The organism is Novosphingobium umbonatum (genome assembly GCF_004005905.1).
Taxonomy (GTDB): domain Bacteria; phylum Pseudomonadota; class Alphaproteobacteria; order Sphingomonadales; family Sphingomonadaceae; genus Novosphingobium; species Novosphingobium umbonatum.
This window is the reverse complement of the sequence record NZ_SACO01000004.1, coordinates 402,359-426,683: the sequence shown is the minus strand read 5'-3', so window position 1 is coordinate 426,683 and position 24,325 is coordinate 402,359. Positions and strand designations below refer to the sequence as shown.

Here is a 24,325-nt window from a genome sequence, read left to right as displayed (position 1 = left end):
GCATTCAACCATGTTGTATGGGCGTCCGCCACGACAACGTGCAAGACAAAGGGATGATCATGGAGCAGGGTCTGTTTTCCGTTTTTCAGCGCCGCGCGCAGCAGGCACCGGATGCTCCTTTCCTGATCCTGCCCGATCTTTCCATCATCACCTATGCCGATGCTCTGGCGCGCAGCGGGCAGATGGCCAATCTGTTCCGCAATTCAGGGGTTCAGGTGGGCGACCGCGTGGCCGTGCAGGTGGAAAAAAGCGCCGACGCGCTGATCACTTATCTGGCCGCGATGCGGATCGGGGCGGTCTATCTGCCGCTCAACACCGCCTATACCGCTGCCGAACTGCGCTTTTTCCTGAGCGATGCCGCGCCCGTCCTGTTCATCCATCGCCCCGAGGATGAAGCCGTGATGGCGGATTTGTGCCGCGATTTGAACATTGCCGCGCGCCTCACTTTGGGCGCGGCGGGCGAGGGCAGCCTGCCTGCTGGCGCCAACGTACAGCCTGTCGAGGCGGAAGTCTATCCCGCAGCGTTGGAGGAACTGGCCGCCATTCTCTACACCTCCGGCACCACTGGCAGGTCGAAAGGCGCGATGCTGACCCACGGCAATCTGGCATCCAATTCGGCTACGCTGGCCGATTACTGGCGCTTTGATGAAAAGGATGTGCTGCTGCACGCCTTGCCCATTTTCCACACCCACGGCCTGTTTGTGGCCACCAATATCACCATCACCGCGGGCAGCGCGATCATCCTGTGCCCCAAGTTTGATGTGCGCGAGCTGGTCCGCCTGTTGCCACGCGCCAGCGTGTTGATGGGCGTGCCCACATTTTATTCCCGCCTGCTGGGCGAGGCGGATTTTACCCGCGATCTGGTGGCGCATATGCGGCTTTTCGTGTCCGGCTCGGCCCCGCTATCGGCCGAAACGCACAAGGAATTTTCCGCGCGCACCGGCCATGCCATCCTCGAACGCTATGGTATGACCGAAACCAATATGAACACGTCCAACCCCTATGAAGGCGAGCGTGTGCCCGGCAGCGTGGGCTTCCCCTTGCCCGGCGTGGAATTGCGCATCACCCATCCCGAAACAGGCGAGGAATTGCCGCAGGGCGAAGTGGGGCTGATCGAAGTGCGCGGCCCCAATGTGTTCAAAGGCTATTGGCAATTGCCGGAAAAGACGGCGGAGGAGTTGCGCGCCAATGGCTTCTTCATCACCGGCGACATGGGCGTGGTGGATGCGCGCGGTTATGTCTCCATTGTCGGGCGGGCCAAGGATCTCATCATCTGCGGCGGCTTCAACGTCTATCCCGCCGAGGTGGAAGCCCTGATCGACGCTATCCCCGGTATCGCCGAAAGCGCGGTGATCGGCGTGCCGCACAAGGATATGGGTGAGGGCGTGGTCGCCGTGGTGCAGGCGCGCGATCCTGAACTGGACGAGGCCAAGGTACTGGCTGCTCTTTCGGGCCAGTTGGCGCGGTTCAAGCAACCGCGCCGCGTGATCTTCCTGCCAGAATTGCCGCGCAACACCATGGGCAAGATCCAGAAAAAAGCCCTGCGCGAGGCCTATGCGGATCTGCTGGCCGGTTAAACCTCGATGCTGGTGGTCAGGCAGGACTGGCTGGAGCCACCGGCATAGATGCGATAGGCGCCCCGTTCCAGACGCCAGCCATGGCTGGCCGGATCGCGCCAGCGCAGGCTGTCCAGCGGGATACGGAAACGGGCGATGCCGGTCTGTTGTGGCGCCAGCGTCAGGCGGGTAAATCCGCGCAATTGCTTGATGGGGCGTTCGGCCTCGACGGCAGGCGCGCCAATATAGCATTGCACCACCTCATCTGCGGTGACATCGCCGATGTTGCGAACGGCCACCGATACTTCCACCGCGTCCCCCGCCACGCGGGCCACCAGCGCGGAATAGGCAAAGAGGGTATAGGACAGGCCGTGGCCAAAGGCGTAGCGCGGGGCGATCCCCTCCCGCTCCAGCTTGGTATAACCATGCCAGAGGTCATAGGTGATCTCGTCGGCATCGCGGTCGAAATGGGGATAATGGGCCGCATCGCGCGCGATGGTAAAGGGCAGCTTGCCCGAAGGCACCACATCCCCGAAAAGCAATTCGGACAGCGCGGTGCCGCCTTCCATACCGGCGTAAAAGCTCATCAGGATGGCTTGGGCATCCTCGCGCCATTCCTCGACCAAGACGGCGGAGCCCGCGACAATGGCCACCACCACCGGCTTGGCGCTTTCTGCAGCAGCCTTGATCAGCGCGACCTGGGCAGATGGCAGGCTCAGGCTTTCGCGGTCGCCACCAATGGGCGTGGGCGACAGGCTGGGGCCGCGTGGCTTTTTATCCGCACCCAATGCGATGTCGCCAAGGATATATTCGCCCTCTTCCTTGGCGGTATAGCCCGTGACCACCAGCACTGCATCGGCCGCCGCCGCTGCTGCGCGGGCAGCGTCCAGATCGCTTTCATCGGCGTGAAGGACCGCCTCCTCACCCAGCATCCGGCGCAAACCTGCCAACGGCGTTACCACATAGGGCGGGCGCACGCGGCTTGAACCATTGTCGCCGGTGTTTTCCAGCGCGGCCAAGGCGCCCAGCACCGCCAGCTTTCGCACCTTGTCGCGACGCAGCGGCAAGGTACCGTCATTTTCCAGCAGCACCGCACATTTGCGCGCCGCCTCCAGCGCCAGAGTGCGATGCGCCTCGCAAGCCACCAGTTCCGGTCCATAGGTGGGCAGCGGATCCTGTCGGCGGGCAAAGCGCAATTGCGTGGTCAGGATCCGGCGGCAGGCGCGATCTACCACATAGGGTTCGACCATGCCCTCCTCGACCGCTTTGACCAGATTGTCGCCAAAGACCAGCGGCTCGGGGTTTTCAATATCCAGCCCTGCCGAGGCACCATAGACCTTGTAGACCCCGCGCACCCAGTCGGAATGGACAAAGCCGTCAAACTTCCATTCATCGCGCAGGATTTCGGTCAGCAACACGCGGTCCTGCCCGCAATATTCGCCATTGACCTTGTTATAGGCGGTCATCACGCTGGCGATGCCGGCATCAAGGCAATGTTTGAAATGGGGTAGATAGACCTCGTGGAGCGCGCGTTCATCGGCCTTTACATTGACCTTGAACCGCGCATTTTCCATCGAGTTCAGCGCGAAATGCTTGATCGTGGCGATCACATTATGGGTCTGGATGCCGGTGCCCATCGCCGCCCCCATCACGCCCAGATGCCAGCTATCCTCGCCATAGGTTTCCTGCGCGCGGCCCCATGCCGGATGGCGCAGCAGGTTGATGCAAACCGCGCCGGAGAAATTGCAGCCTTGCGCCCGCGCCTCGATGCCCATCGCCTGTCCAATGCGCAATTCCAGATCGGCGTCGAAAGTGGCTCCACGCGCCATGGTGCAGGGGAAGCAGGTGGAACTGCCCCGCGCCACGCCGCGCGGTCCGTCGGTAAACCACAAAGGCGTCAGGCCAAGCCGCTCATTCCCGCCGCCGGTGCGATAGGGGCGGGCGCCCCAGACGCGATCATCCTCCTGCATCGCGGCAAAGAAGCCATGGCCCGACATCATCTCCACCTTTTCGCTCAGGCTCATTTGGGCAAGCAGCGCGTCAACCTTTTCGTGCAGGGCGGTTGTCGTGGCGGGGGGCGGGGTGTGGCCGGTCATGGGCAGATCCTCGATTGCGTCGCGGGTTGTTTTGTGTAGCGCTAAACTTGACGCTATCCCAGCTTGAACCCTTTGTCGAGAGGCTCCATCATCCCCCCTGAATGTGCTTGCAAGGCGGCCCTCTGCCTTGACAAGGCGGCGCTTTGGCTAGATGAGGTATAGCGCTAATCCACATTGGTGGACGGGCAGGATAAAACGAAACCGGCGGGGCCTCCCGCCAAGGTTTTCGCGGGAAGGGAAGGGGCGGAGATGCAGGGCGAGGCTGGAGACGGTTCAGGTCAGGGCGCGGCACAAAAGGCAGGCGCATGGCCATCGGCGGGCAGGGCTTGGTGGGCCGCCATTGTGTTGATGCTGGCCAATACGCTGGCCTTTGTCGACCGTCAGGCGCTGGCCCTGCTGGTGCAGCCGATCAAGCAGGATCTGGGTATTTCCGATACGGCGATCAGCCTGCTCTATGGGCTGTCTTTCACCCTGTTCTATATCGCCGTTGGCCTGCCGATTGCACGACTGGCCGACCGTTCCAACCGGCGCAATATCGTGGCTCTGGCCATTCTGGTGTGGAGCGTGGCGACCAGCCTTTGCGGTATGGCGCGTAGCTTTGCCATGCTGTTTGCCGCCCGCGTCGGCGTGGGCGCGGGAGAGGGCGGTTTGACGCCTGCGGCCTATTCGCTGCTGTCCGACTATTTCCCCAAGGAGCGCCTGCCGCTGGCCATGTCGATTTACCAGATCGGCATCTATCTGGGCAATGCCTCGGCCTTGGTGATCGGGGGGCTGGTGTTCACGCATATCCAGCCCACGGCGGAAGTCTTGGTGCCTTTGTTTGGGGCGATGAAGGGCTGGCAATTGGTGTTCCTGCTGCTGGGTCTGCCCGGCATTGTGCTGGCGGGGGTCACGCTGACCCTGCGCGAACCGGCGCGGCAGGGTGTCGGCGTTCAGGAGGCCAGCGCCCCTCTGGCGCAATTCTTTGCCCATATCGCGCAGTACCGCCGCGCCTATCTGGGCATCATGCTGGGCTTTGCACTGATGGTGCTGGTGGGCAATGGCACGGCGGTGTGGATCCCTGCTTTCCTTGAGCGCAGCTTTGGCTGGTCCACGGCAGTGGTGGGCAAGGTCTATGGTCCGGTGGTGTTCCTGTGCGGGACGGCAGGCGCGCTCAGCGGCGGCACGGTGGCGGCTTGGCTGAGGCGGCGGGGCTATGCCCATGGCAATTTGCTGGCCTCGCTGGGCGGGTTTATCGCTTTGGTGCCGGTGACCATCGGCTTTCCCTTGATGCCCAGCGCCGAACTGGCGCTCACTCTGATCGGAGTAATGAATTTTCTGGCCGGCTTCAATTTTGGCGGCGGCTTGGCCACTTTGCAGGAATTGACGCCCAACCGGATGCGGGCCTTGATGTCGGCGACCTATATGCTGTCGATCAACCTGATCGGGGCAGCCTTGGGGCCGACGGCGATTGCGCTGGTGACCGATTACTGGTTCCACGATCCCAAATCGCTTAATCTGGCGATTTCCATGGTCTGTGCGGTGGCTTCGCCGCTGGCGGTGGCCTTGCTGTGGATGGGGATGCGGGACTATCGGCGCATTCTGGCGACGGGATGATGCAACCGGTCAGGTGCTTTCGCGCATGACCAGTTCATAACCATGCCAATGGGCACGCGGGGGCAGGGCGGCATCGCTGTCGCGGTGGCGCTCGACCAGCCAGTCGGTGGCCTGCGCGGCCATCACATCCACATGTTGCCGGATCGTGGTCAGCGGTGGCCAGATTTTGACCGCAATGGGCGCATCGTCAAATCCGGCAATGGCCACATCCTGCGGGATGCGCAAACCGCGCCGATGGGCGGCCAGAATGACCCCCGCGGCCATATCATCATTGCTGGCGAAAATGGCATCTGGGGGCTGGGGCAGGTCGAGCAGGGCAGCGCCAGCACTGAGGCCTGATTCAAAGGTGAAATCCCCCGGCGCAACCAAAGCCGGGTCCAGCGCCAGGCCCCTCTGTGCCAAGGCCGCGCCATAGCCTTCGAAACGCGCCTTGCTGGCCGAATGGGTGGCCGCGCCCATGACAAAGCCGACGCGGCGATAGCCACGATCGAGCAGATGTAGCGTCATGTCGCAGGCGGCCGCTCTTTCATCAATGCCCACCACATCCATATCCTCCAGCGCCCGCCCGCAGGCCAGCGCCGCCATCGGTACGCCCAGCGCCGCAATAGCCGGATTGCCCGACAGCATCTCGTTATAGGGCGGGGCCAGCAGGATTGCGGTCGCGCCGCTGCGTACCAAGGCGCCTACGGCCTCGACCGCGCTGGCGGCGGCCAGATCGTCGCATTTGCGGATGATGATTTGCGCGCCCGCCCGCGCCGCGGCATTGAGCGCACCCACCAGCATGGCCGACAGGAAGGCGTTTTGCGCATTGCGATAGACGATGCCGATACGCGGCGAGCGCGCGCTCGCCAGTGAACGCGCGGCGGCATTGGGGACATAGCCCAGTACCTCGACCGATTGCAGCACGGCGGCCTTGGTGCTCTCGCGCACCGATTTGGTGCCGTTCAGGACATGGCTGACGGTCATCGGGCTGACGCCTGCGTGATCGGCGACAGACTGGATGGTGATGCTTTGCCCTGACCGTCGGGATCTTGGACGTTTGGTGGCGGGCATGATCGGGTCCATCTTCGCAATCTTTCGGCGCGGCGGGCGGCGCTTTGGTATAGCGCTAGGATAGACGGGGCATCTGCGCAAGATGGGATGGCGAGCGTCGCCTACGCAAGAAGTATAGCGCTACAATTTTTCGGTTGCACAGGCCTGCGAAATTCGCCACACTTGCCGCCAGAGCCAAGAGCAGAACCGCGCTAAGGTTCGCGCAGGAGAGGAACTACCCATGACGCTGGCCAATGCACAGCAGGCCCAGTTGCAAGAACTCTATGAGGCCATGGCGCCGTCGCATCTGACACCTCTGTGGGAATCTCTGGCCGACCTGGTGCGCCCTTTTCCCCGTTCGGCGGCGCATGTGCATCGCTGGGATTATGATGAGGCGCGTGCCTATCTGATGCGTGCGGGCGATTTGATCAGCGCTGAAAAGGCCGAGCGCCGCGTGCTGATTCTGGAAAATCCGGGCCTTGCCGGTCAATCGGCGATCACGCCCAGCCTTTATGCCGGTTTGCAACTGATCCTGCCGGGCGAAATCGCCCCCTGCCATCGCCATAGCCAATGCGCGCTGCGCTTTGTGATGGAAGGCGATGGAGCCTTTACCGCGCTGGACGGGGAAAAGGCGATTATGCGCCCGTTTGATCTGGTGCTGACGCCCGGTGGCCAGTGGCATGATCATGGCAACACGACCGATCAGCCGATGATCTGGCTTGACGGCTTGGACATCCCCACCGTTCGTTTATTCGACGCCCAATTTGCCGAGCATTATTCGGGCAAGGCCTTTCCCGAAAGCGCGCCTGCGGGGGATACTCTGGCGCGCTATGGGCATAATATGCGGCCGATGCAGGGTTCTGTGGCCGATCGCCGTCCAGCGCATCAACCCTTGTTCCATTACCCCTATGCCCAATGGCGCCCCGCGCTGGACGCTATGGCCGCCCATGCAACAATGGACCCGCATCTGGGCCATGCGCTGGAATTTGTGAATCCGGCCGATGGCGGTTCGGTGATGCCCACGATTTCGGCCCATGTGCGGTTGATTCCCGCGGGCGCGCAAACCTTGCCGCGCAAATCCAGCGACGGCACGATCTTTGTCGTGGTCGAAGGGCGGGGTAGCGCTATGGTCGGCGGGCGGGAAGTCGCGCTGTCGCCACGCGATATTGTGGTCGTGCCTTCGTGGAACGAGCTGGTTTTGCAGGCCAGCGAAACACTCGTGCTTTTCGCCTATTCCGACAAGGCGAGCCAGGATAAGTTGCAAATCTACCGTGAATGGAAATCGTAAGATGACGCTGTTTGCTCCCCCCGCTCCGATCATCGCGCAAACCAGTGAAGGCAAGGGTTTTCCCGTCCGCCGCCTGTTTTGCATCGGTCGCAATTATGCCGCCCATGCCCGCGAAATGGGCAAGGACCCCACGCGTGAGGCGCCCTTCTTCTTCACCAAATGGGCCGATACGGTGGTGCCTTCGGGTTCGACCATCGCCTATCCGCCCGAAACCGCCAATTTCCACTATGAGGCCGAATTGGTGGTGGCCATTGGTAAAGGCGGCCGCAACATCGCCGAGGCCGATGCGCTGAGCCATGTCTATGGCTATGCCACCGGTCTGGATATGACGCGCCGCGATTTGCAGTTTGAAGCGCGCGACAAGGGCCGCCCTTGGGATACGGGCAAGAATGTTGAACAGTCTTCGCCTCTGGGCCTGATCCATCCCCTGACGGAAACCGGCGAGATCACCAAGGGCCGCATCAGCCTGACCGTCAATGGCGAGGTGAAGCAGGATGCCGATCTGACCGAGCTGATCTGGAGCGTCAACGAGGTGATCGCCTATGTCTCGCGCTTCTATCGTCTGGAGGCTGGCGATCTGATCTACACCGGAACGCCCGCTGGCGTGGGCGCGGTGGTGACGGGTGACGAGATCGTGATCTCGGTGGAGGGATTGACCCCTTGCACCGTCACCGTGGGGCCCAAGGCTGATGACTGAGCCTTTGCTGCACGGCTTTTTCCGTTCGGGCGCATCCTATCGTTTGCGCATCGCGCTGGCTTTAAAGGGCATTGCCTATCGGCAGGCCAGTTACAGCCTGCGCGATGGCGAGCAGCGTTCGTCGGCGTTTCTGGCGCTCAACCCGCAAGGGTTGGTGCCGGCGCTGGAGATTGACGGGGCGGTGCTGACGCAAAGTCTGGCGATCATCGAATATCTCGATGAAACGCGCGATGGGCCCAAGCTGTTGCCCGCCGATCCGGTGTTGCGCGCCAAGGTGCGCGCCGCCGCGCAGATCATCGCCTGTGACACCCATCCGATCCAGAACCTGAAAGTGCTGGGCTGGGTGCGGGGACTTGGGCAGGATGAGGCAGGCGTCAACGCATGGGGCGCGCGGGTGATTGGCGAGGGCTTTGCCGCGCTGGATGCCTTCATCGCGCCTTATGCGGGGCGCTTCTGCTTTGGCGATGATGTCACGCTGGCCGATGTCTGTCTGGTGCCGCAATTGGTCAATGCCCGCCGTTTTGGGATGACGGATATCCCGCAGCGTCTGTTGGCGATCGAGGCGGCATGTCTTTCCTTGCCCGCCTTTGAAGCGGCGCGGCCAGAAAACCAGCCCGACGCGGTATAGGCTTGGACAGAGAGGCATGGGGACCTAAGCTGGCCGCATGCCTCTTTGCACTGCAATCCGGGCGCTACAAAAGGCCCCTAGATTCCTTGCCCTTTGGTGATTCGCAGCGCGTTTGGTGCATGAAATCGCGATCATTTGCGGCTGGCCATGGATCGGCTGGCTATTCATACCGATGCGTGGCCAACTATGGGCCGACGATAGAATCAGGATAATTCAGGGCCTTGCCTTCTGCGCCTGTCTTAAATGTGAGACGCTTTGATGATGGCTTCTGCTATTTGTACGAGTTTGTGCATGAACGCCCATCAGGCCGTCTTGCAGGCGCGCTTTTTTCTTGGCACGTAATCGTTCTTATGAAGCCCACCGACCTCTCTCAACTCAAGGCCAATGCGGTCCATATGGCAGGCCTGCTGAAGGTGATGAGCCATGCCGAGCGTCTTTTGATGCTGTGCCGGATGGATGAGGGCGAGGTTTCGGTCAATGAACTGGTGGCGATGACCGGCCTGTCGCAATCGGCGGTATCCCAACATCTCGCGCTGTTGCGCTCCGAGGATCTGGTGCATGTGCGTATCGACGCACAGGTGCGCTGGTATCGCTTGAAGGACCCGATCGTGGCGGGCATCATCCACGCCATGTGCGACCTATGCGATGCCAGTGGTGCCTTGCCTGACAGTGTGGCCGACTAGGGCGCTCTTTCTCCGCTACCAAATTTTATAGCTGCTGCCCTTGTTCGAACTTTGCGCGCCTTGCGGTTTGTGCTTGGCTGACAGCTTGGGCGCTGGATTTCGTTTAATGGCGGCGGACGGATAAGGGAGCAAGGCAATGCGGGTGCTGGTGGGCGAGGATGATGCCAGTCTGGCGCATGAGCTTGCCCATGTCTTGCGACATGATAATTTCGTCGTCGATGTCGCCGGTGCACGCGACGATGTGCAGCATCTGGGCAGTACCGAGCATTATGATGCGGTGGTGCTGGATCTGGGCCTGCTGGGCGGGGATGGATTGGGCGTGTTGAGCCAGTGGCGGGCGCAAGGCTGTCAGGTGCCGGTGCTGGTGCTGACCGCGCGTTCGACATGGAGCGACAAGGCCGCCGGATTTGATGCCGGCGCGGATGATTACCTGACCAAGCCTTTTCTGCCGCAGGAAGTGGTGGCGCGTTTGCGTGCCCTGATCCGCCGGTCGCAGGGCCATGCCTCGCCGCGCATCCGATGCGGCGAACTGGTCTATGATACGTTCAGCGGCAATTTCACCCATGGTGGTGAACCTTTCAAGGTCACCGCTTTTGAAGGGCGGGTGCTGGCGGCGCTGATCCTGCGCAAGAATCAGGTCGTATCACGCGCGGAATTGGCCGAGCATGTCTATGAATATGATAGCGAGGTGAATTTCCAGTCGATGGAAGTGATCATCGGCCGCATCCGCCGCAAGCTGGGGGCGCAGGCGATCGAAACGGTCCGCGGGTTGGGCTATCGCCTGTGTGGTCCCGATCAGTGAAGGAGGAGACCGGCCGGTTCCGGCTGGCATGGCACGGGAAATGGCCGGTGCTGTCGTTAAAAGGGCGGCTATTGCTGGCGGCGGCTCTGACGATTGTGGTGGCGGGAGCGCTGACAGCACTTTCCACCCGCGCCTTGATGACCGGCATTGTCACCCGCACGCTGGATACAAGGCTGGATAGCCAGATCCGCGCCTTGCAATCGGCGCTGACCCCGCAAGGCCGGATTGATCCTCGCCGCCTGCATCTGTTGCCCCATTTCCAGAATGCGCCTTTGCAATGGGGCTGGCGCGTGGAGGGCCCGCTGGGCGTGGAGGAAGGCGGCGCCCGTCTGGGCGTGGAGCAGCCCGAACCTGATCAACATCCCGCTTGGGGCCAGATCTATAGCTCGCGCATGGTCCGCGACGGATGGCACATGCATTCGCGCCATCTGCGGATGTTCTTGCCTGCCCATGGCCAGATGGTGGTGGTGACCGTCGCCGCGCCGGAGGAATTGATCACCGAGCCGATGGCGGCGGCTTTGCGCCCCGCCATGACGGCCATCGGGGTGACGATCGCCGCGCTGCTGGTCGCGGCCTATGCCCAATTGCTGTATAGTCTGCGCCCCGTGCTGGATTTGCGGCGGGCGGTGGCGGCGGTGCGCGATGGGCAGGCGGCGCAGGTCGATGGGCAATGGCCCAAGGAACTGACGCCCTTGGCCGATGAATTGAACGGATTGATCCGCCAGAATGCGACCGGTCTGGAAAATGCCCGACACCATGTCGCCAATCTGGCCCATGGGTTGAAAACGCCGCTGGCCACGCTGACCTTGCGGCTGGCCCGCCAAGGCGCCGATGCCGAGACGCAGGCACTGGTGGCCGATATGGCGCGGCGGATTGACCATCACCTCAATCGGGCGCGTTCGGGCGCGCAAATGGTGGGGGGGCGCGCCTCGGCCGATGTGGCGGGTTTGGCGGGGCGTCTGGTCCGCGCGATGCAACATCTGCACGAGGCGCGCGATTTGGCTTTTGCGGTGGAACTGGGCGGGGTGCAAAGGCTGGCGGTGGATCAGGCCGATCTGGACGAGATGCTGGGCAATCTGCTGGATAATGCCTGCCGCCATGCGCAAGGCAGGGTCGCGCTTGTGGCCAGTGTCGAAGGCCCCATGCTGGCCTTGGCGGTGGAGGATGACGGGCCGGGTATTCCTGCCGATGCGGTGGAACAGGCGCTGGCCCATGGCAAAAGGCTGGACGAGAGCGGGCAGGGCTATGGATTTGGTCTTGGTATTGCGCGTGAGCTAGCCGAATTTTATGGCGGCTCGCTGCATCTGGGGCGCTCTGCCAAGCTGGGCGGCCTGTCGGCGACGCTACGCTTGCCGCGCAGGGATTAGGGCGCCCAAGGGGCTGCGCTATTGAACATCGCGCAAGCCTTATTCAATTGCGGCCTGGATAGTTGGTAACAACACGTGGTGCGTCTCCTGTTTGGATTCCGTTTGGCGCCTTGAATTAGGCCGTCCCCAACGAAATCGGGGAGAGCCAATGTCCATCGTCGCCAAAGGGGTGAAAGCCCTTGCCTATGCTCTGGTCGCTTCATGTCTGGCGCCTGCGGCTATGGCTCAGTCCGTGCCAGTCATCACGCCATTTGAGCCGGTCAATCCGGGCGGGGTAAATGACCGTCTGGGCGAAGCGCGGCAATTGGCGGCGCTGATCGTGGCGCAGGACGGCCCTGCCCCCAAGTCGATTGCCGATGTGGGTTCCTTCACCGGTGAGTTTCTGGAAGCCTTTCTGGAACAATTCCCGCAGGCCAAGGGTCAGTGGACCGAGCCGGTCGACAGCAATCAAAAGGTGGCCGAGCGTCGCTTTGCCCGTTTTGGCCCCCGCGTGACCTATCGCATCGGTTGCCCCGGACGCGACATTACGCTGGGATGTCTGCCCGCCGACATGGATGTGCTGGTGTCCAGCTGGGTCACGATCCATCGCAGTGCCGAGCAATTGCGCGACTTCCATCGCCATGCCTTTGCCGTGCTGCCCAAAGGCGGCTGGGTGGTGATTATGGACCATGCCGGTGCCCAAGGCGATTGGGCGCGCCGTTTGAAGGGTGGGCGTGAACAGGCCGTGGGCAAGGGGCTGGCCATGCTGCGCGAAGGGCCGCCGGTGCATCACCCTGAATTTGTGACCCCCACGCTGGACATGCAGCTGGCCGCGATGCGCGAGGCTGGTTTTGCCGATCCGCGGGTGGTCTGGACCCGTCTCGACACGGTTTTGATGCTGGCCCGCAAGCCCTGAAAGGGCGGCAGGCAAAAACGAATAATCAAAAAGGGAGGACTAATGTGAAATTCCAAACCCAAACTTGCGCCATGATGGTCAGCGCCATCGCGCTGATGGCCGCGGCCCCCGCCATGGCGGCCGAAGCCCCCGCCAAGGACAGCAATGGCGAGATCATCGTTACTGCACAGCGCACTGTATCGGTAGCGTCCAAGACCCCGATCTCGCTGACCGTGATTGCCGCCGACGAACTGCGCCAGCGTGGTGTCAGCACGGTGGCAGATCTGCGCAATATGGCTCCTGCTCTGGAAATCGGTAATGCTTCGCAGGGCCCGAACATCTCGGTGCGCGGCCTTGGCTCCACTGACCTGTCGTCCAAGGGCAAGCAGGGCGTGGTGTTCACCGTGGACAATATTCCGGTGGGCCGTCCGCAGATGATGGGCAGCGCCTTCTTTGACCTCGAGCGCGTTGAAGTGCTGCGCGGGCCGCAGGGCACGCTGTATGGCAAGAATGCCACCGCAGGCGTGATCAATCTGATCACCGCGCGTCCCAAGGATGTGCTGGAAGCACGCGCCACGGTCGAACTGGGCAATTTCAACACTATGCGCGGCGAAGGCATGGTAAACCTGCCGGTGACCAGCAATTGGGCGGTGCGTGCGGCAGGCAGCGTCAACCGTCGCGAGGGCTATCTGCTGCCGGTGCTGGGCCAGAAGGCTTTGGGCACGCAGGCCAATCTCAGTGATGAAAACAACTGGAACCTGCGCCTGTCCAGCTTGCTCAAATTTGCCGATACGGGCCGTTTCCTGTTGACGGGTACGTTTGGCCATGTCGGCGGCACGGGTGATGTCAGCAATGGCATGCTCTATAGCCGCTGGTTGTCGACCAATGGCAGCGGCAGCGCCTATGCCCGTCAGGTCTATTACAACCCGATGGCGGGCAAGCTGAACGATCGCTTTGCCAATGTGAATGCCGAAATCTCGTTTGATGTGGGCGCGGTCAATGTCACCTATGACGGCGCGCATCTGTTCTTTAAAGCGCGCGACAACAAATTTGCCAGCACGGGCGATCCGGCTGGCGCTGGCGGCACGGCCAATTACACCTGGAGCGATTATCGCGCCGATATTACGCTGGATTCGCATGAAATCCGCCTTTCCAATGCAAAGCCGGGCAAGCTGAGCTGGGTTGTCGGCGGCAATTACTGGAAAGAGAAAATCGACGAGCAGGACATGAACTGGCAGACGCTGACCGGTACGGCCACCTGTTCGGCGCCTACCCTGTCGGCGGCCTGCAACAATCCCAACCCGCATATCATTGGCCCGACGGGGCATAAAAGCACCGGCCTGTTCGGCCAATCGACCTATGAAGTGGTCGATGGTCTGAAACTGACGGCGGGGCTGCGCTATTCCAAGGATAGCCTCTATCGCAACGCCATGCGCGCTGCCGGTGGCGCGCCTGCGGCAGGTTGGCTCGATGCCTTTGGCAAGCCTTGCGCTCCGCCAAACTATTGCGCCAATGGCACCCCCAATGTCGGCGCACAGGAAGACAGCAAGCTGACCTGGCGTCTGGGTGTGGATTACCAGATCACCCCGCGCCAGATGGTCTATGGCTCGATCGCGACCGGCTATAAGGCAGGCGGTTTCAACGACGTTGATCCCACCACCACCAATAGCGGCACCGGCACCTATGGCGCCGAACAGCTGACCGCCTATGAAGTGGGTTACAAGGGCCGCGTGTTGCCCAATCTCCAGTTCAACAGCTCGGTCTATTATTACGATTACAGCAAGTATCAGTTCACCGGCGTGACCTTCCTGGCCGCGCTGCCTGGCCTGCCGACCGGCGTGTTGATCTACACCACGCTGGTGCCTGCCAAGGCCTATGGCTGGGAAAACGAGCTGAACTGGACGCCTACCAAGCATGACCGCGTGATGCTGACCAGCACCTTGGCCGAAGGCCATTATTCGGCCGGCCCTCAGGTTGGCTTTATCTACAGCAAACGTCAGGACTGGACCGGCTATCGCTTTGACCGCCTGCCCAAGTTTACCCTGTCGGGCAGCTATGAACATACTTTCGAGCTGAAAGACGGAGCGCGGATCATCGGCCGCGTCAACAGCCGCTATTCCAGTGGCTATCTGGTCAGCGACACGATGGGCGACGGCAATCCCTTTGCTGGCGTCTATTCGGTGATGCCCGCCCAGTATCGTCAGGGTGCTTTCACCCGCACCGACCTGTCGCTCGCCTATGAAAGCGAGAATGGCAAGCTGCGCCTTGAAGGCTTTGTCCGCAATCTGGAAAACAAGGTGCAATTGCTGGGTTCGCCCAATGGCATCAATCCGGCTGGCGTGGGCACTGCCGATCGCACCACGGTGCGCGTGTCCGAACCGCGCATGTTCGGTGCGCGCCTGACCGTCAAATATTGAGGCAGAGTAGGACCGGCTTGCAGCCCTTGCCAAGGTTACGGGCCGGTCCTTGCCGCTTCAATCGCTTTTCTATCGGGCGGGCAGGGGTTTGAAATAGCGCCTTTGTCCGCCGCAATGCGAGACTCACACCAGCCATGCGTCAATACCACCGCATCATCGCCATTCTGGGAAGCCTGTTGCTGTTCTATCTGGCAGCCAGCGGCACCATGATCGAGGCGCTGGACCTATGGGCCATTGGCCGCGCCGCGCCGGAAAGCGATGTGACGATGCAGTCCATCAATGAGGGCAAATTCGGCAATGGCGATTATAATGCGGTCACCGCCGCCGATTTTAGCGGACAGACCTTGCCCGCCGGATTGGATGTGCCGGAGGCTATGGCGCGCGTGGCCGATGGTTTGCGCCAACAGCGGCCCGATGCCGCGCCCGACTTTGTCGAATTGCGCATGGTCGATGGTCGGCTGATCGGGCAGGGCCGCTATGGCAAGGATATGGTCGCGGTGGATGTGGCCAGCGGCAAGGCGCTGGCAGGCGTCGAGGTCAAGCCGACCTATCCGCCACGCTCCTTGCGCCAGACCTTGAAGGAATGGCACCGATTCTGGGGCCCTTCAGTTACGCTATGGCGTGGTGACAAGCCGGGGGTCTATATCGAATTTGCCGCAGGTCTGGTGCTGATCGCGCTGATGTTTACCGGCCTCAAGCATTATTGGGCGCTGTATCAGATGCGCCGCAAGATCAAGAAGCCCCATCCGTTCTGGAAGGCGGGCGGCACGTGGCGGGCGCTGCATCGCTCGATTGCGGTAGCCAGCGCGCTGCTTCTGGCCTGCACGGTGCTGTCGGGGACGATGCTGGGGTTTGAAAGCACCTATCACACCTTTGTGCCCCGCCCACCCAAGCATGAGGCCGAGTTGGTGGCGCTGGATCATGTGCCCGCCATGGCCAAGGCGGCGGTTGCTGTCGTGGCTGCGTCGGACAAGGACGTTCCCCTGCGGTCGCTACGCCTGCGCAATTATTATGGCTATCAACAGGTGGCCGTAGTGACCGGCGAGGAAGTGACCCGCCAGTTGGTGTTCAATCTGGCCAATGGCGCGCCGATGAGTCTGGAAGCGCCCCATTACCCCGACAGCCAGTTCCCCTTTGGCATGAATGTTCATGAATGGGTGAAGCATTTCCATTCGGGCTATCTGCTGGGTGTTCCGGCCCGCGTGATGACGCTGCTGTCGGGTCTGGCGCTGCTCTATCTGACCGTTTCGGGCGTGGTGATCTATTTCGATATGTGGCGCCGTCGACGGGACACGGGCCGCGCGGGCTTTTTCTGGAAAGGATGACGATGGGCAAGCAGATGAGCCGTAGAGCGATATTCGCCGCTGTTTCATGCGTGTTGGCCGCGCCTGCCATGGCGCAGGCACCGGTGACCGCCTTGCCCGGCGATATGCCACCCCCGCCGATCAGCGCGATGATCGCGCCGCCCCGTCCTGCGGGATCTCCGCCGCCGCTCATGCCCGATCTGGTTGAAGGGCCCTCGCTGGTGGTGGCGTTGGCCGCTGCACAGGCCGCGATTGCCCAATGCGCGAAGGATGGCCTTGCCGTGGGCGCGGCTGTGGTGGGCAGTCAGGGCAATCTGCTGGTCGGGCTGACCGGTGACAAGGCGCGACCGGGCAGGATTTTCTCCGGCACGCGCAAGGCCAGTGCGGCGGCGGCTTTCGCCGTGCCCACTTCTGTGGTGCAGGAAAGGTTGCGGGCACAGGATGGCGCGACTTTGGCGGCGTTCAAACCCTATATGGTGGGCATGCCCGGCGCGGTTCCGCTGATAAAGGGCGGGCGCGTGCTGGGTGGGATCGGGGTCAGCGGCGCCACGGGGCAGCAGGACGAGGCTTGCGCTGCGGCAGGGGCTGCGGCGGTGCAGGGGCGGCTGTGATGCGGGCGCTTGCCTATGGTGCGGCGCTGGTCGTTTCGGCCCTTTCGTCGCTGGTCCACGCCCAGACACCACCTGTCGGTTTTACCCCCCCGCCGCCTCCGCCCCCACCGGCACAACCGGTGCAAGGCTGCGGCGCTCTGGCCAAACAGGCTGGTGCTTTGCTGGGGGTGAAGGCCGTTGGTCTGGAGATCAAAGCCGTCGCGGCAGGTGCCCTGCCAAGGGGCGAGAGCCTGTCGGCGGGCATGAGCATCACCGGTCAGCAGGCGGGGCCCAATCCTGAATTCTGCCGTATCCGCGCCACGATGAAGCCTAGTCCCGTCTCTGCTATCAGGGTGGAAATCTGGCTGCCGGCGCATGACTGGAACGGGAAATTTCTGGGCGTGGGCAATTTTGGCTGGGGCGGCACTTTGCCCTTGGCCAATATGCAGGCAGGGCTGGCACGCGGCTATGCTGTGGCGGGCAATGATACAGGCCATGACAGCGAAGGCCCACTGGGCCATGGCGGGAAATTCCTGCTGAACCAGCCCGAATTGTTGCAGGACTATGCCTGGCGCGCCAACCATCTGATGACCGTGGCGGCCAAGGCTTTTGCCACGGCCTATTATGGCAAGGCGCCGCGCTGGTCCTATTGGATCGGATGTTCGCTGGGCGGCTTGCAAGGGCTGATCGAGGCCAAGCGTTTCCCGCAGGATTATGATGGCATTGTCGCAGGCGCGCCGCCCAACCCGCTGGTCGATTTCAATGCCGCGCAATTGTGGCCCGGTTGGCTGGTGTCGCGTGATCCGGCGCTGGCTTTGTCGGATAGCAAGCTGGCGGCGCTGCATGGCGCGGTGATGAAGGCTTGCGCGGGGCCGGTGGGCAGTCAACTGGGCTATGTGGAAAATCCGGCGGCTTGCCAATTCGATCCGCAGCTTGTCGCGTGCAAAGGAGCCGATGGGCCCGATTGCCTGACGATGGGCCAAGTCGCGCTGGTGCGGCAAATCTATCGCGGGCCGGTCGATGGCGCGGGGCGAGTGATCTTCCCCGGGCCGGCGCTGGGATCAGAGCTGGAATGGCGGCCCTTTGTCGGCACGCGCGAATTCTCCAATGCGGCCGATCTGTTCCGCTATGCCGCGTTTAATCGGACCGATTGGCAACCCTCCTCGCTCGATTGGAACAGGGATATCGCGCAGGCACGCGACAGGCTGAAGGGCCTGTTGATGGCCGATGATGACCTGACCGCTTTTGCGGCGCGGGGCGGGCGCTTGCTGCTCTATGTCGGTACGCAGGATTACCATAATCCGGCGGAGCTGGTGTCCTATCTGGAACGGGTAAAGGACAGGATCGGGCCCAAGGGCGACCATTATGCCCGCCTGTTCATCATGCCCGGCATGAACCATTGCGGCGGCGGCGAGGGCTGTGACTCATGGGACAAATTGGCCGCGATTGATGACTGGGTGGACCGCAAGGCGGGGCGTCAGCCGCGCATGGCCAGCAAGCTGGAGCAGGGCGAGGTCAAGGCGACCTATCCGCTCTGCTTCTATCCCGATGTGGCGGTGCATGACGGCAAGGGGCCGGTCACCAATGCGGCCAGCTATGCCTGCCGACCGTCGTAAACGCGCGGGGCATTGTTTTCTTTGAACGGTTTAGTTTCGGTTGCCCTGACCTCTTTAGGGCAAGCGCAAGATGTTGATGGAGTGGTGAGCATGAAAGCGATTCTGCGTTGGGCTTTGGCGGGCATGATGACGGGGGCGGCTCTGACCAGCCCGGCATCGGCGCAATTTGGCCAGCAGGCCCCATGGACGCCCGAACATGCCCGCTTTGTGCGACTGGCCTCGGGCGTGCCGGGCGTGTTGTTTGAACCTGCAGAAAAGGGACCGAAATCCTCGATCGCCTTTTTCGTGATGCATGCCAGCGGGGACTATACCAATTTCTCCGCCTGCACCGAATTGTCAAAGCGGGGCTATCTGGTGCTTTGCGCCAACAATTCGACCAGCAAGAGCGGCATTTTCGACGATGGCGCGCTGGACAAGGTGCTGCTGGAGGCCAAGGCGGGCGTGGGTTATCTGCGCGGCCTCGCAGGCGTGAAGACAGTTCTGCTGTTCGGGCATAGCGGCGGGAATACGGTGATGACCGCCTATCAAATGGTGGCCGAAGGGGGCGTTGCCGCCTGTCAGGGCGCGGAGAAGATCCACCGCTGCCCCGACAATCTGCAAGGCCTGCCCAAGGCCGATGGCATTGTGATGGCCGATTCCAACTGGGGCCAATCGACGATGAGCTTGCTGAGCATCGATCCGGCGGTCCATGGCGTGGCCAAGGGCACCCTGCTCGATCCCGCGCTGGATATGTTTAACCCCAAGAACGGCTTCAAGGTCACCGGATCGACCTATAGCGCCGGTTTTACCAAGAGTTTCCTTGCCGCCGAAAGCCGCCGCAATATGGCCATTCTGGCCGCCGCACAGGCGCGTGCTGCCGCGATCAGGGCGGGCAAGGGCGATTTTACCGATGACGAACCCTTCACCGTGGCGGGCGCTTCCTTCATCGGTTTCAACAACAAGCTGTATTCGCAGGATACGCGCCTGCTCTCGCGCTCGAAACAGGCGCATATTTTGCTCCATGCCGATGGTTCGACCACGGTGGAGGTGATCCGCTCGCTGCGCCCTGCCATGACCAAGGAAAACCTCTCGCCCTCCTTCATGCGGGGCGCCTTGCGCACCACGGTGGACAATTATCTGTCCAGCTATGCCACGCGCACCACGCCCGAATTTTCCTATGGCGAGACCAGCGAAATCAAGGGTGTGGTCTGGCAATCCAATTATGCCAATCCGGTTGGCAATGTCGAAAAGATCAGCGTGCCCGTTCTGGCTTTGGGCATGACCGGCGGGTGGGAAGGTCTGGCGGCCGAAACCATCTGGGAACATGCCGCATCCAAGGACAAGTCGGTAGCCTTCATCGAAGGGGCCACCCATGTCTATACCCCTTGCAAGCCCTGCGAAAAGACGCCCGGCCAGTTTGGCGACACGATCAAGACCACCTATGACTATATCGACGGCTGGGTGAGCAAGGCCGGGCGGTTCCTGCCATGACCGGTCTACGCGCTGATATTCAGGGATTACAGCAATGAAACAGACTATCCGTGTGGCGCTTGTTCTGGCCGGTTCGGCCATGGCTCTGGGTATGGCCAAGCCCGCGCTGGCCGCCTTGTCCGCGGGTGCGGCCAAGGTGGATATTACGCCTGCTCCCGACGCATTCCCTTACGCCTCGCCATCCTCCCCGCATGATCAGCCCTTTGTCGGCGTGCATGACCGGCTGTTTGTGCGGGCGCTGGTGCTGGCCGATGGTTCGCACAAAGTGGCGCTGGTCAGCATCGAGAATGTGAATGTGCCCGAACCCGCCGCCATGGTCGAGGCGGTGGCCAAGGCAGCGGGCGTGGCGCCAGCACAAGTGCTGGTCTTTGCCACCCATACCCATTCCAACCCCTTGGTGTTTTTCCATGGCAACCAGCCCAGCCCGCAACAGGCCAAGGATATGGCCGCCATTCGTTCGGCAGCGGTGAGCGCGGTGGAACAGGCGATCAAGGCGCAGGTTCCCGCCCGAATCGGCTTTGCGCGCGGCAAGGGCTGGGTGAATATCAACAATGGCGAGGCCAGCACCGGCACCAAGACCGGCGATCCCTTGGCCCCTTCCGACAAGTCGCTGGATGTGGTTCGGGTCTTGGCCACAGATGGCAAGCCGATTGCCCTACTGGTGGATTATGCCACCCATGCCGAGGTGATGTTTCGCAGCATGACCCGCCCCGACGGGCTGGAAGTGACCGGCGACCTGCCCGGTGCGGTGTCGGCCTTGCTGGAGGAGAGGGGCACCGCGCCGGTGGTGCTGTTTGCCGCAGGGGCGGAAGGCGACCAGTTGAGCCAATATAAATCCCTGCAGGCCGACGCCGGAGGGCTGGCGGCCAAGGATGAGGGCGCGGCGGGCTGGGCCTTGCTGGACGTGCAGGCGCGTTCCTTGGCTGTGTCGGTGGTCGATACGCTGAAGTTACCGATGGCTATGCAGGACAGCGCGCCTTTGATCGCCGCGTCAGGTCAGGCGGTGTGCCCTGCGGTGAAGCGCAAGCGCAATGCGGATGGCTCCTTGGAAGAAGTGCCTAATGGTGAGGCGATCATCCCGCTTTCGCTGCTGCGTTTGGGGCCAGTGACGCTGGCGGGCGTTGGGGCGGATCTGGGCACATTGGTGGGGCAGCAGGTCAAGACCGCGCTCGGCCCCCAACCGGTGAGCGTGGTGACCATGACCGCAGGCGCGGTAGGCTATGTGTTGCATGACGGCGCCTATGCCAAGCCGACCCATGCCGTGATGGGCTCGCCAGTGCGGGCCGGATGCGCGCCACAGGCCATCGTCAAAGGTCTGCAAGCCTTGCAAAAGGCGCGGTGACCCGAAGCGTCAAAGACGCGTAACATCCCCTGCCTGACCGGACAGGCAGGGGATGCTTCATCGCGCCTAGATCTCGTTCGCCTTGGCGAATTTCGAGATATATTCGGCGGCACGGAAAGCCAGCGCCTCGATGGTCTGGGTGGGCTGGCCACGGCCCGATGTGACCATGCTGGACCCATCGCAGAGGAACAGGTTCTTCACATCATGGGTGCGGTTATATTTGTCGACCACGGATGTGCGCGGATCATTGCCCATGCGGCAGGTGCCCAAAAGATGCACCCCGCCGTTGGCCTCGCCCACTTCGCCCGGCACGATTTGTGAGGCGCCTGCTGCATCCATGATTTCCACCGCGCGTTCCACCTGCCATTTGGCGTGTTTCACGTCATCGGGGTGGTCCTTATAGGTCACGCGCATGGCCGGAATGCCCCAGGCATCCTTCAATTCCGGATCGATGTCCACGCGGTTGTTTTCCTGCGCCAGCGATGTGCCATGGCCTGCGCATTGCATCCAATAGGTATAGGATTCCAGGTATTCCTTGAAACCCTGCCCCCAAGCAGCCGTGCCCTTGGGCACGCTTTGCCCCCATGTCAGCGGCCCGCCCGAACGCGCATCGAACCCGCCGCCGCCATAGAAACCGCGCTTGGGGTCGCTGTCATAGAAGTCATGCATGACGCGGGTGACATTGGCGCCCTTATATTCGTTGAGCGGGTGTTCGAAACGGGCCATGGCCCCGCCGCCCTTGTTGAACATCAGATAGCGCCCGACCGCGCCGCTGGAATTGGCAAGGCCATGTTCAAAGCCGTTGGTGGCCGAATTGAGCAGCAGCTTGGGCGTTTCCGAACCATTGGCGCAGACCACCACGGCGCGGGCTTTCTGGAACTGCTCCACCTTCTTGCCGTCGAAATAATGCACGCCGGTGGCGCGGCCTGTCTTGTCCATGCCGATGCGGAACACATAGGACAGCGAGCGCACTTCGCAGCGGCCGGTGGCTTCGGCTTCGGGGATCATGGTCCATACCGAGGAGGATTTGGCCATCACCTCGCAACCAAAGCCGCCGCACAAGCCGCATTGGGCGCAAGGCGGGCGGTTTTTGTAAAACACCGAATTGATCGCCATCGGCGCGGGGAAGGGATGCAGCCCCAGCTTGCGTGCGCCGCGTTCAAACAACACGCCGGAAGATTTCACCGGCAGCGGCGGCATCGGATAGGGCTTGGACCGCCAAGGGTCGAACGGGCTGGCACCGGCCAGACCCGACACGCCCACTTCCCATTCCACCTTGGTGTAATAGGGTTCGAGTTCTGCGTAAGTGATCGGCCAGTCGACCAGACTGGCGCCCTCGATCGGGCCCCAGCGGCTGCCTTCGATAAAGTCGATTTCGTGCAGACGCCAGAAATTGGCGTTGAAATGGGTGCTCGATCCGCCGACCACGCGGGCATAGGTCAAAGGGTTGCGGCCATCCATCGGCTTGGCCGTTTCATCCGGCGTGTGGCGGAAACTCTGCGGGTTGGTCGCCGGATTGTTGGTGATGCCCGACAGGTTGCGGTATTTCAGCTCGTCATGTTCAAATTGGTCAGGCCCCAATCGCGGGCCTTGCTCCATCAACACCACGCTATGGCCCGCGCGGGACAATTCGCGGGCCATAATGCCGCCTGCCGCGCCCGAACCGACCACCACGAAATCGACCGTCTCGCTGGTCTTGTACATTTTGCTTACCATGGAAATGCTCCGCTCAGGCTGGGTCAGCGGTGTAGGGCTTGGTGCCCGGATAGGGCTCGAAGCCCGCGTAATCCTGATCGTAATAGCCAAAGGGCGGGGCCCACATATGGTTGTCCTCCACCCCGATCAGCGTCCAGCCCAGATTGTTGCGATTGCCACCATATTTGGGCAGCGCGATCAGCCCAAGCACGGTGAGGCGGCGCACGGCCTGAAAGAAGGGCGTTTTGTCGACCGTGCCCAGAAAGTCGATCTGTTGCGCGGCGGGCGCGGCGGAAAAGGGTTTTTCCGCGCCATAGGCCGCGGAATAGGCCTTGTTGAAATCCAACAGCCCTTCGCGGAAAGAGGGCAGTTGCCCGCCAAAGAAGCTGGCCAGAGCATTGTTGATGAAATCAATCGCGCCTGCTTCCCGCGCGCCGGGGTTTTTGCCGCCCGGCACGATCTGATTGGCGATGGCCTCCACTTCCTTTTCCTCAGCGGGGGTCAGGATGCGTTTGAGCGCAGAGCCAGAGGGCGCCGCATGGCTGCCATGCATGGCATGGTGGTTCATCGGCTGCGCGGCCTGCGCGATGTCGGGCCAATTCAGCGCGATCCACCCCGCGCTTGCCAGATTGCCGACCGCCACCATGAACTGGCGGCGGGAGGGATTGTCATGATCCATTTGCTGCTCCGCATCTTGCAGGACTTTGTGGCTATCAAGTCCAGCCAGACGCGCGAGGGAATGCGGCAAATTGCGCATACAGGCGCTTTGCCGTGGTATTGTTGCGCAGGATCGTTGTGCAGGATTAGGCCGGCAGCGTGCCCGTCTGGCGTAAACCCTCGCCCAAGGCCAGTGCGGCGGAGGTGGCAAGGTTCATCGAACGGACCTGCGGCCGCATCGGCAGGCGCAGTTTGGCATGGCATTGATCGGCAATGTCGGCCGGAGTGCCCGCGCTTTCCTTGCCGAACAGCAGGATGTCGTCGGGGCGAAAGGCAAAATCATAGGGTGATTGCGTTGTTTTGGTGGTGAAAAGCACCAGTCGACTTGACCCGATCGTCGCCTGAAACGCGGCGAAATCGGCATGGCGGGTCACGCTGACATGGTCGATATAATCCATGGCGGTGCGGCGCACGCGTTTGTCATCCCAGGCAAAACCCATTGGTTCGATCAAATCGACACCTGCGCCCATACAGGCGCAAAGCCGCATCACCGCGCCAACATTTCCGGCAATTTCCGGTTCGAAAAGAGCAATCCGCATAGCTGCCTCCTTGGCC

General features: G+C 62.1%; 20 protein-coding genes. 15 read left to right on the top strand and 5 right to left on the bottom strand.

Annotation, left to right across the window (positions count from 1 at the left end):
• Positions 1–59 precede the first annotated feature (59 nt).
• Positions 60–1,577 carry a malonate--CoA ligase gene (locus EOE18_RS08125; protein ID WP_127708035.1) on the top strand — a complete coding sequence of 506 codons (1,518 nt, stop codon included), beginning with the start codon at positions 60–62 and terminating at the stop codon, positions 1,575–1,577.
• Here the strand turns inward: EOE18_RS08125 and EOE18_RS08120 are convergent.
• Positions 1,574–3,652 (bottom strand): beta-glucosidase family protein, encoded by a 2,079-nt coding sequence (locus EOE18_RS08120; RefSeq protein WP_127708033.1) that lies wholly within the window; start codon positions 3,650–3,652, stop codon positions 1,574–1,576. The genes EOE18_RS08125 and EOE18_RS08120 overlap by 4 nt on opposite strands.
• A 249-nt stretch (positions 3,653–3,901) precedes the next feature.
• Between EOE18_RS08120 and EOE18_RS08115 the strand changes: the two genes are divergently transcribed.
• Positions 3,902–5,248 (top strand): spinster family MFS transporter, encoded by a 1,347-nt coding sequence (locus tag EOE18_RS08115; RefSeq protein ID WP_127708031.1) that lies wholly within the window; start codon positions 3,902–3,904, stop codon positions 5,246–5,248.
• Between the two features lie 9 nt (positions 5,249–5,257).
• Here EOE18_RS08115 and EOE18_RS08110 read toward each other — a convergent pair whose 3' ends face one another.
• Positions 5,258–6,301: a LacI family DNA-binding transcriptional regulator gene (locus tag EOE18_RS08110; protein WP_164852705.1), complete on the bottom strand. Its 1,044-nt coding sequence runs from the start codon at positions 6,299–6,301 to the stop codon at positions 5,258–5,260.
• A gap of 220 nt (positions 6,302–6,521) precedes the next feature.
• Here EOE18_RS08110 and gtdA point away from each other — a divergent pair, with 220 nt between their 5' ends.
• The 13 genes from gtdA (at position 6,522) to EOE18_RS08045 (ending at position 21,358) form a co-directional block, all read left to right on the top strand.
• Positions 6,522–7,568, top strand: a complete 1,047-nt coding sequence (gene gtdA, locus EOE18_RS08105; protein WP_127708027.1) for a gentisate 1,2-dioxygenase — start codon at positions 6,522–6,524, stop codon at positions 7,566–7,568.
• 1 nt (position 7,569) lies between these two features.
• On the top strand, positions 7,570–8,265 hold the full coding sequence (locus tag EOE18_RS08100) for a fumarylacetoacetate hydrolase family protein (RefSeq protein ID WP_127708025.1): 696 nt from the start codon (positions 7,570–7,572) through the stop codon (positions 8,263–8,265).
• Entirely contained in the window at positions 8,258–8,893 is a 636-nt protein-coding gene (maiA, locus tag EOE18_RS08095; RefSeq protein ID WP_127708023.1) for a maleylacetoacetate isomerase, read from the top strand. The genes EOE18_RS08100 and maiA overlap by 8 nt, the downstream gene beginning before the upstream one ends.
• A 350-nt stretch (positions 8,894–9,243) precedes the next feature.
• Positions 9,244–9,576 carry an ArsR/SmtB family transcription factor gene (locus EOE18_RS08090; RefSeq protein ID WP_127708021.1) on the top strand — a complete coding sequence of 111 codons (333 nt, stop codon included), beginning with the start codon at positions 9,244–9,246 and terminating at the stop codon, positions 9,574–9,576.
• 136 nt (positions 9,577–9,712) lie between these two features.
• The gene (locus tag EOE18_RS08085) at positions 9,713–10,378 is read left to right on the top strand and encodes a response regulator (protein WP_127708020.1); all 666 of its coding nucleotides are present in this window, start codon (positions 9,713–9,715) and stop codon (positions 10,376–10,378) included.
• Positions 10,375–11,745: a sensor histidine kinase gene (locus EOE18_RS08080; RefSeq protein ID WP_127708018.1), complete on the top strand. Its 1,371-nt coding sequence runs from the start codon at positions 10,375–10,377 to the stop codon at positions 11,743–11,745. The genes EOE18_RS08085 and EOE18_RS08080 overlap by 4 nt, the downstream gene beginning before the upstream one ends.
• A 148-nt stretch (positions 11,746–11,893) precedes the next feature.
• Positions 11,894–12,640: a class I SAM-dependent methyltransferase gene (locus tag EOE18_RS08075; protein ID WP_127708016.1), complete on the top strand. Its 747-nt coding sequence runs from the start codon at positions 11,894–11,896 to the stop codon at positions 12,638–12,640.
• 44 nt (positions 12,641–12,684) lie between these two features.
• Positions 12,685–15,036, top strand: coding sequence for a TonB-dependent receptor (locus EOE18_RS08070; RefSeq protein ID WP_127708014.1), 2,352 nt, complete (start codon positions 12,685–12,687; stop codon positions 15,034–15,036).
• Positions 15,037–15,170: 134 nt separating this feature from the next.
• The gene (locus tag EOE18_RS08065; protein ID WP_127708012.1) at positions 15,171–16,361 is read left to right on the top strand and encodes a PepSY-associated TM helix domain-containing protein; all 1,191 of its coding nucleotides are present in this window, start codon (positions 15,171–15,173) and stop codon (positions 16,359–16,361) included.
• A 14-nt stretch (positions 16,362–16,375) separates the two neighbouring features.
• Positions 16,376–16,951 carry a GlcG/HbpS family heme-binding protein gene (locus EOE18_RS08060; protein ID WP_164852704.1) on the top strand — a complete coding sequence of 192 codons (576 nt, stop codon included), beginning with the start codon at positions 16,376–16,378 and terminating at the stop codon, positions 16,949–16,951.
• A complete protein-coding gene (locus EOE18_RS08055; RefSeq protein ID WP_127708008.1) occupies positions 16,951–18,546 on the top strand; it encodes a tannase/feruloyl esterase family alpha/beta hydrolase in 1,596 nt (531 codons plus the stop codon). The genes EOE18_RS08060 and EOE18_RS08055 overlap by 1 nt, the downstream gene beginning before the upstream one ends.
• 90 nt (positions 18,547–18,636) lie before the next feature.
• Positions 18,637–20,016 (top strand): alpha/beta hydrolase, encoded by a 1,380-nt coding sequence (locus EOE18_RS08050; RefSeq protein WP_127708006.1) that lies wholly within the window; start codon positions 18,637–18,639, stop codon positions 20,014–20,016.
• Positions 20,017–20,050: 34 nt separating this feature from the next.
• Positions 20,051–21,358 carry a hypothetical protein gene (locus EOE18_RS08045; RefSeq protein ID WP_127708004.1) on the top strand — a complete coding sequence of 436 codons (1,308 nt, stop codon included), beginning with the start codon at positions 20,051–20,053 and terminating at the stop codon, positions 21,356–21,358.
• A gap of 66 nt (positions 21,359–21,424) precedes the next feature.
• Here EOE18_RS08045 and EOE18_RS08040 read toward each other — a convergent pair whose 3' ends face one another.
• The 3 genes from EOE18_RS08040 to EOE18_RS08030 all read right to left on the bottom strand — a co-directional run bounded on the left by EOE18_RS08040 (position 21,425) and on the right by EOE18_RS08030 (position 24,309).
• Complete coding sequence (locus EOE18_RS08040; RefSeq protein WP_127708002.1) at positions 21,425–23,074, bottom strand: GMC family oxidoreductase; 1,650 nt, start codon at positions 23,072–23,074, stop codon at positions 21,425–21,427.
• Positions 23,075–23,087: 13 nt separating this feature from the next.
• Positions 23,088–23,732, bottom strand: a complete 645-nt coding sequence (locus EOE18_RS08035; protein ID WP_164852703.1) for a gluconate 2-dehydrogenase subunit 3 family protein — start codon at positions 23,730–23,732, stop codon at positions 23,088–23,090.
• A gap of 124 nt (positions 23,733–23,856) precedes the next feature.
• The gene (locus EOE18_RS08030; protein WP_127707998.1) at positions 23,857–24,309 is read right to left on the bottom strand and encodes a tRNA (cytidine(34)-2'-O)-methyltransferase; all 453 of its coding nucleotides are present in this window, start codon (positions 24,307–24,309) and stop codon (positions 23,857–23,859) included.
• Between the last annotated feature and the right edge of the window lie 16 nt (positions 24,310–24,325).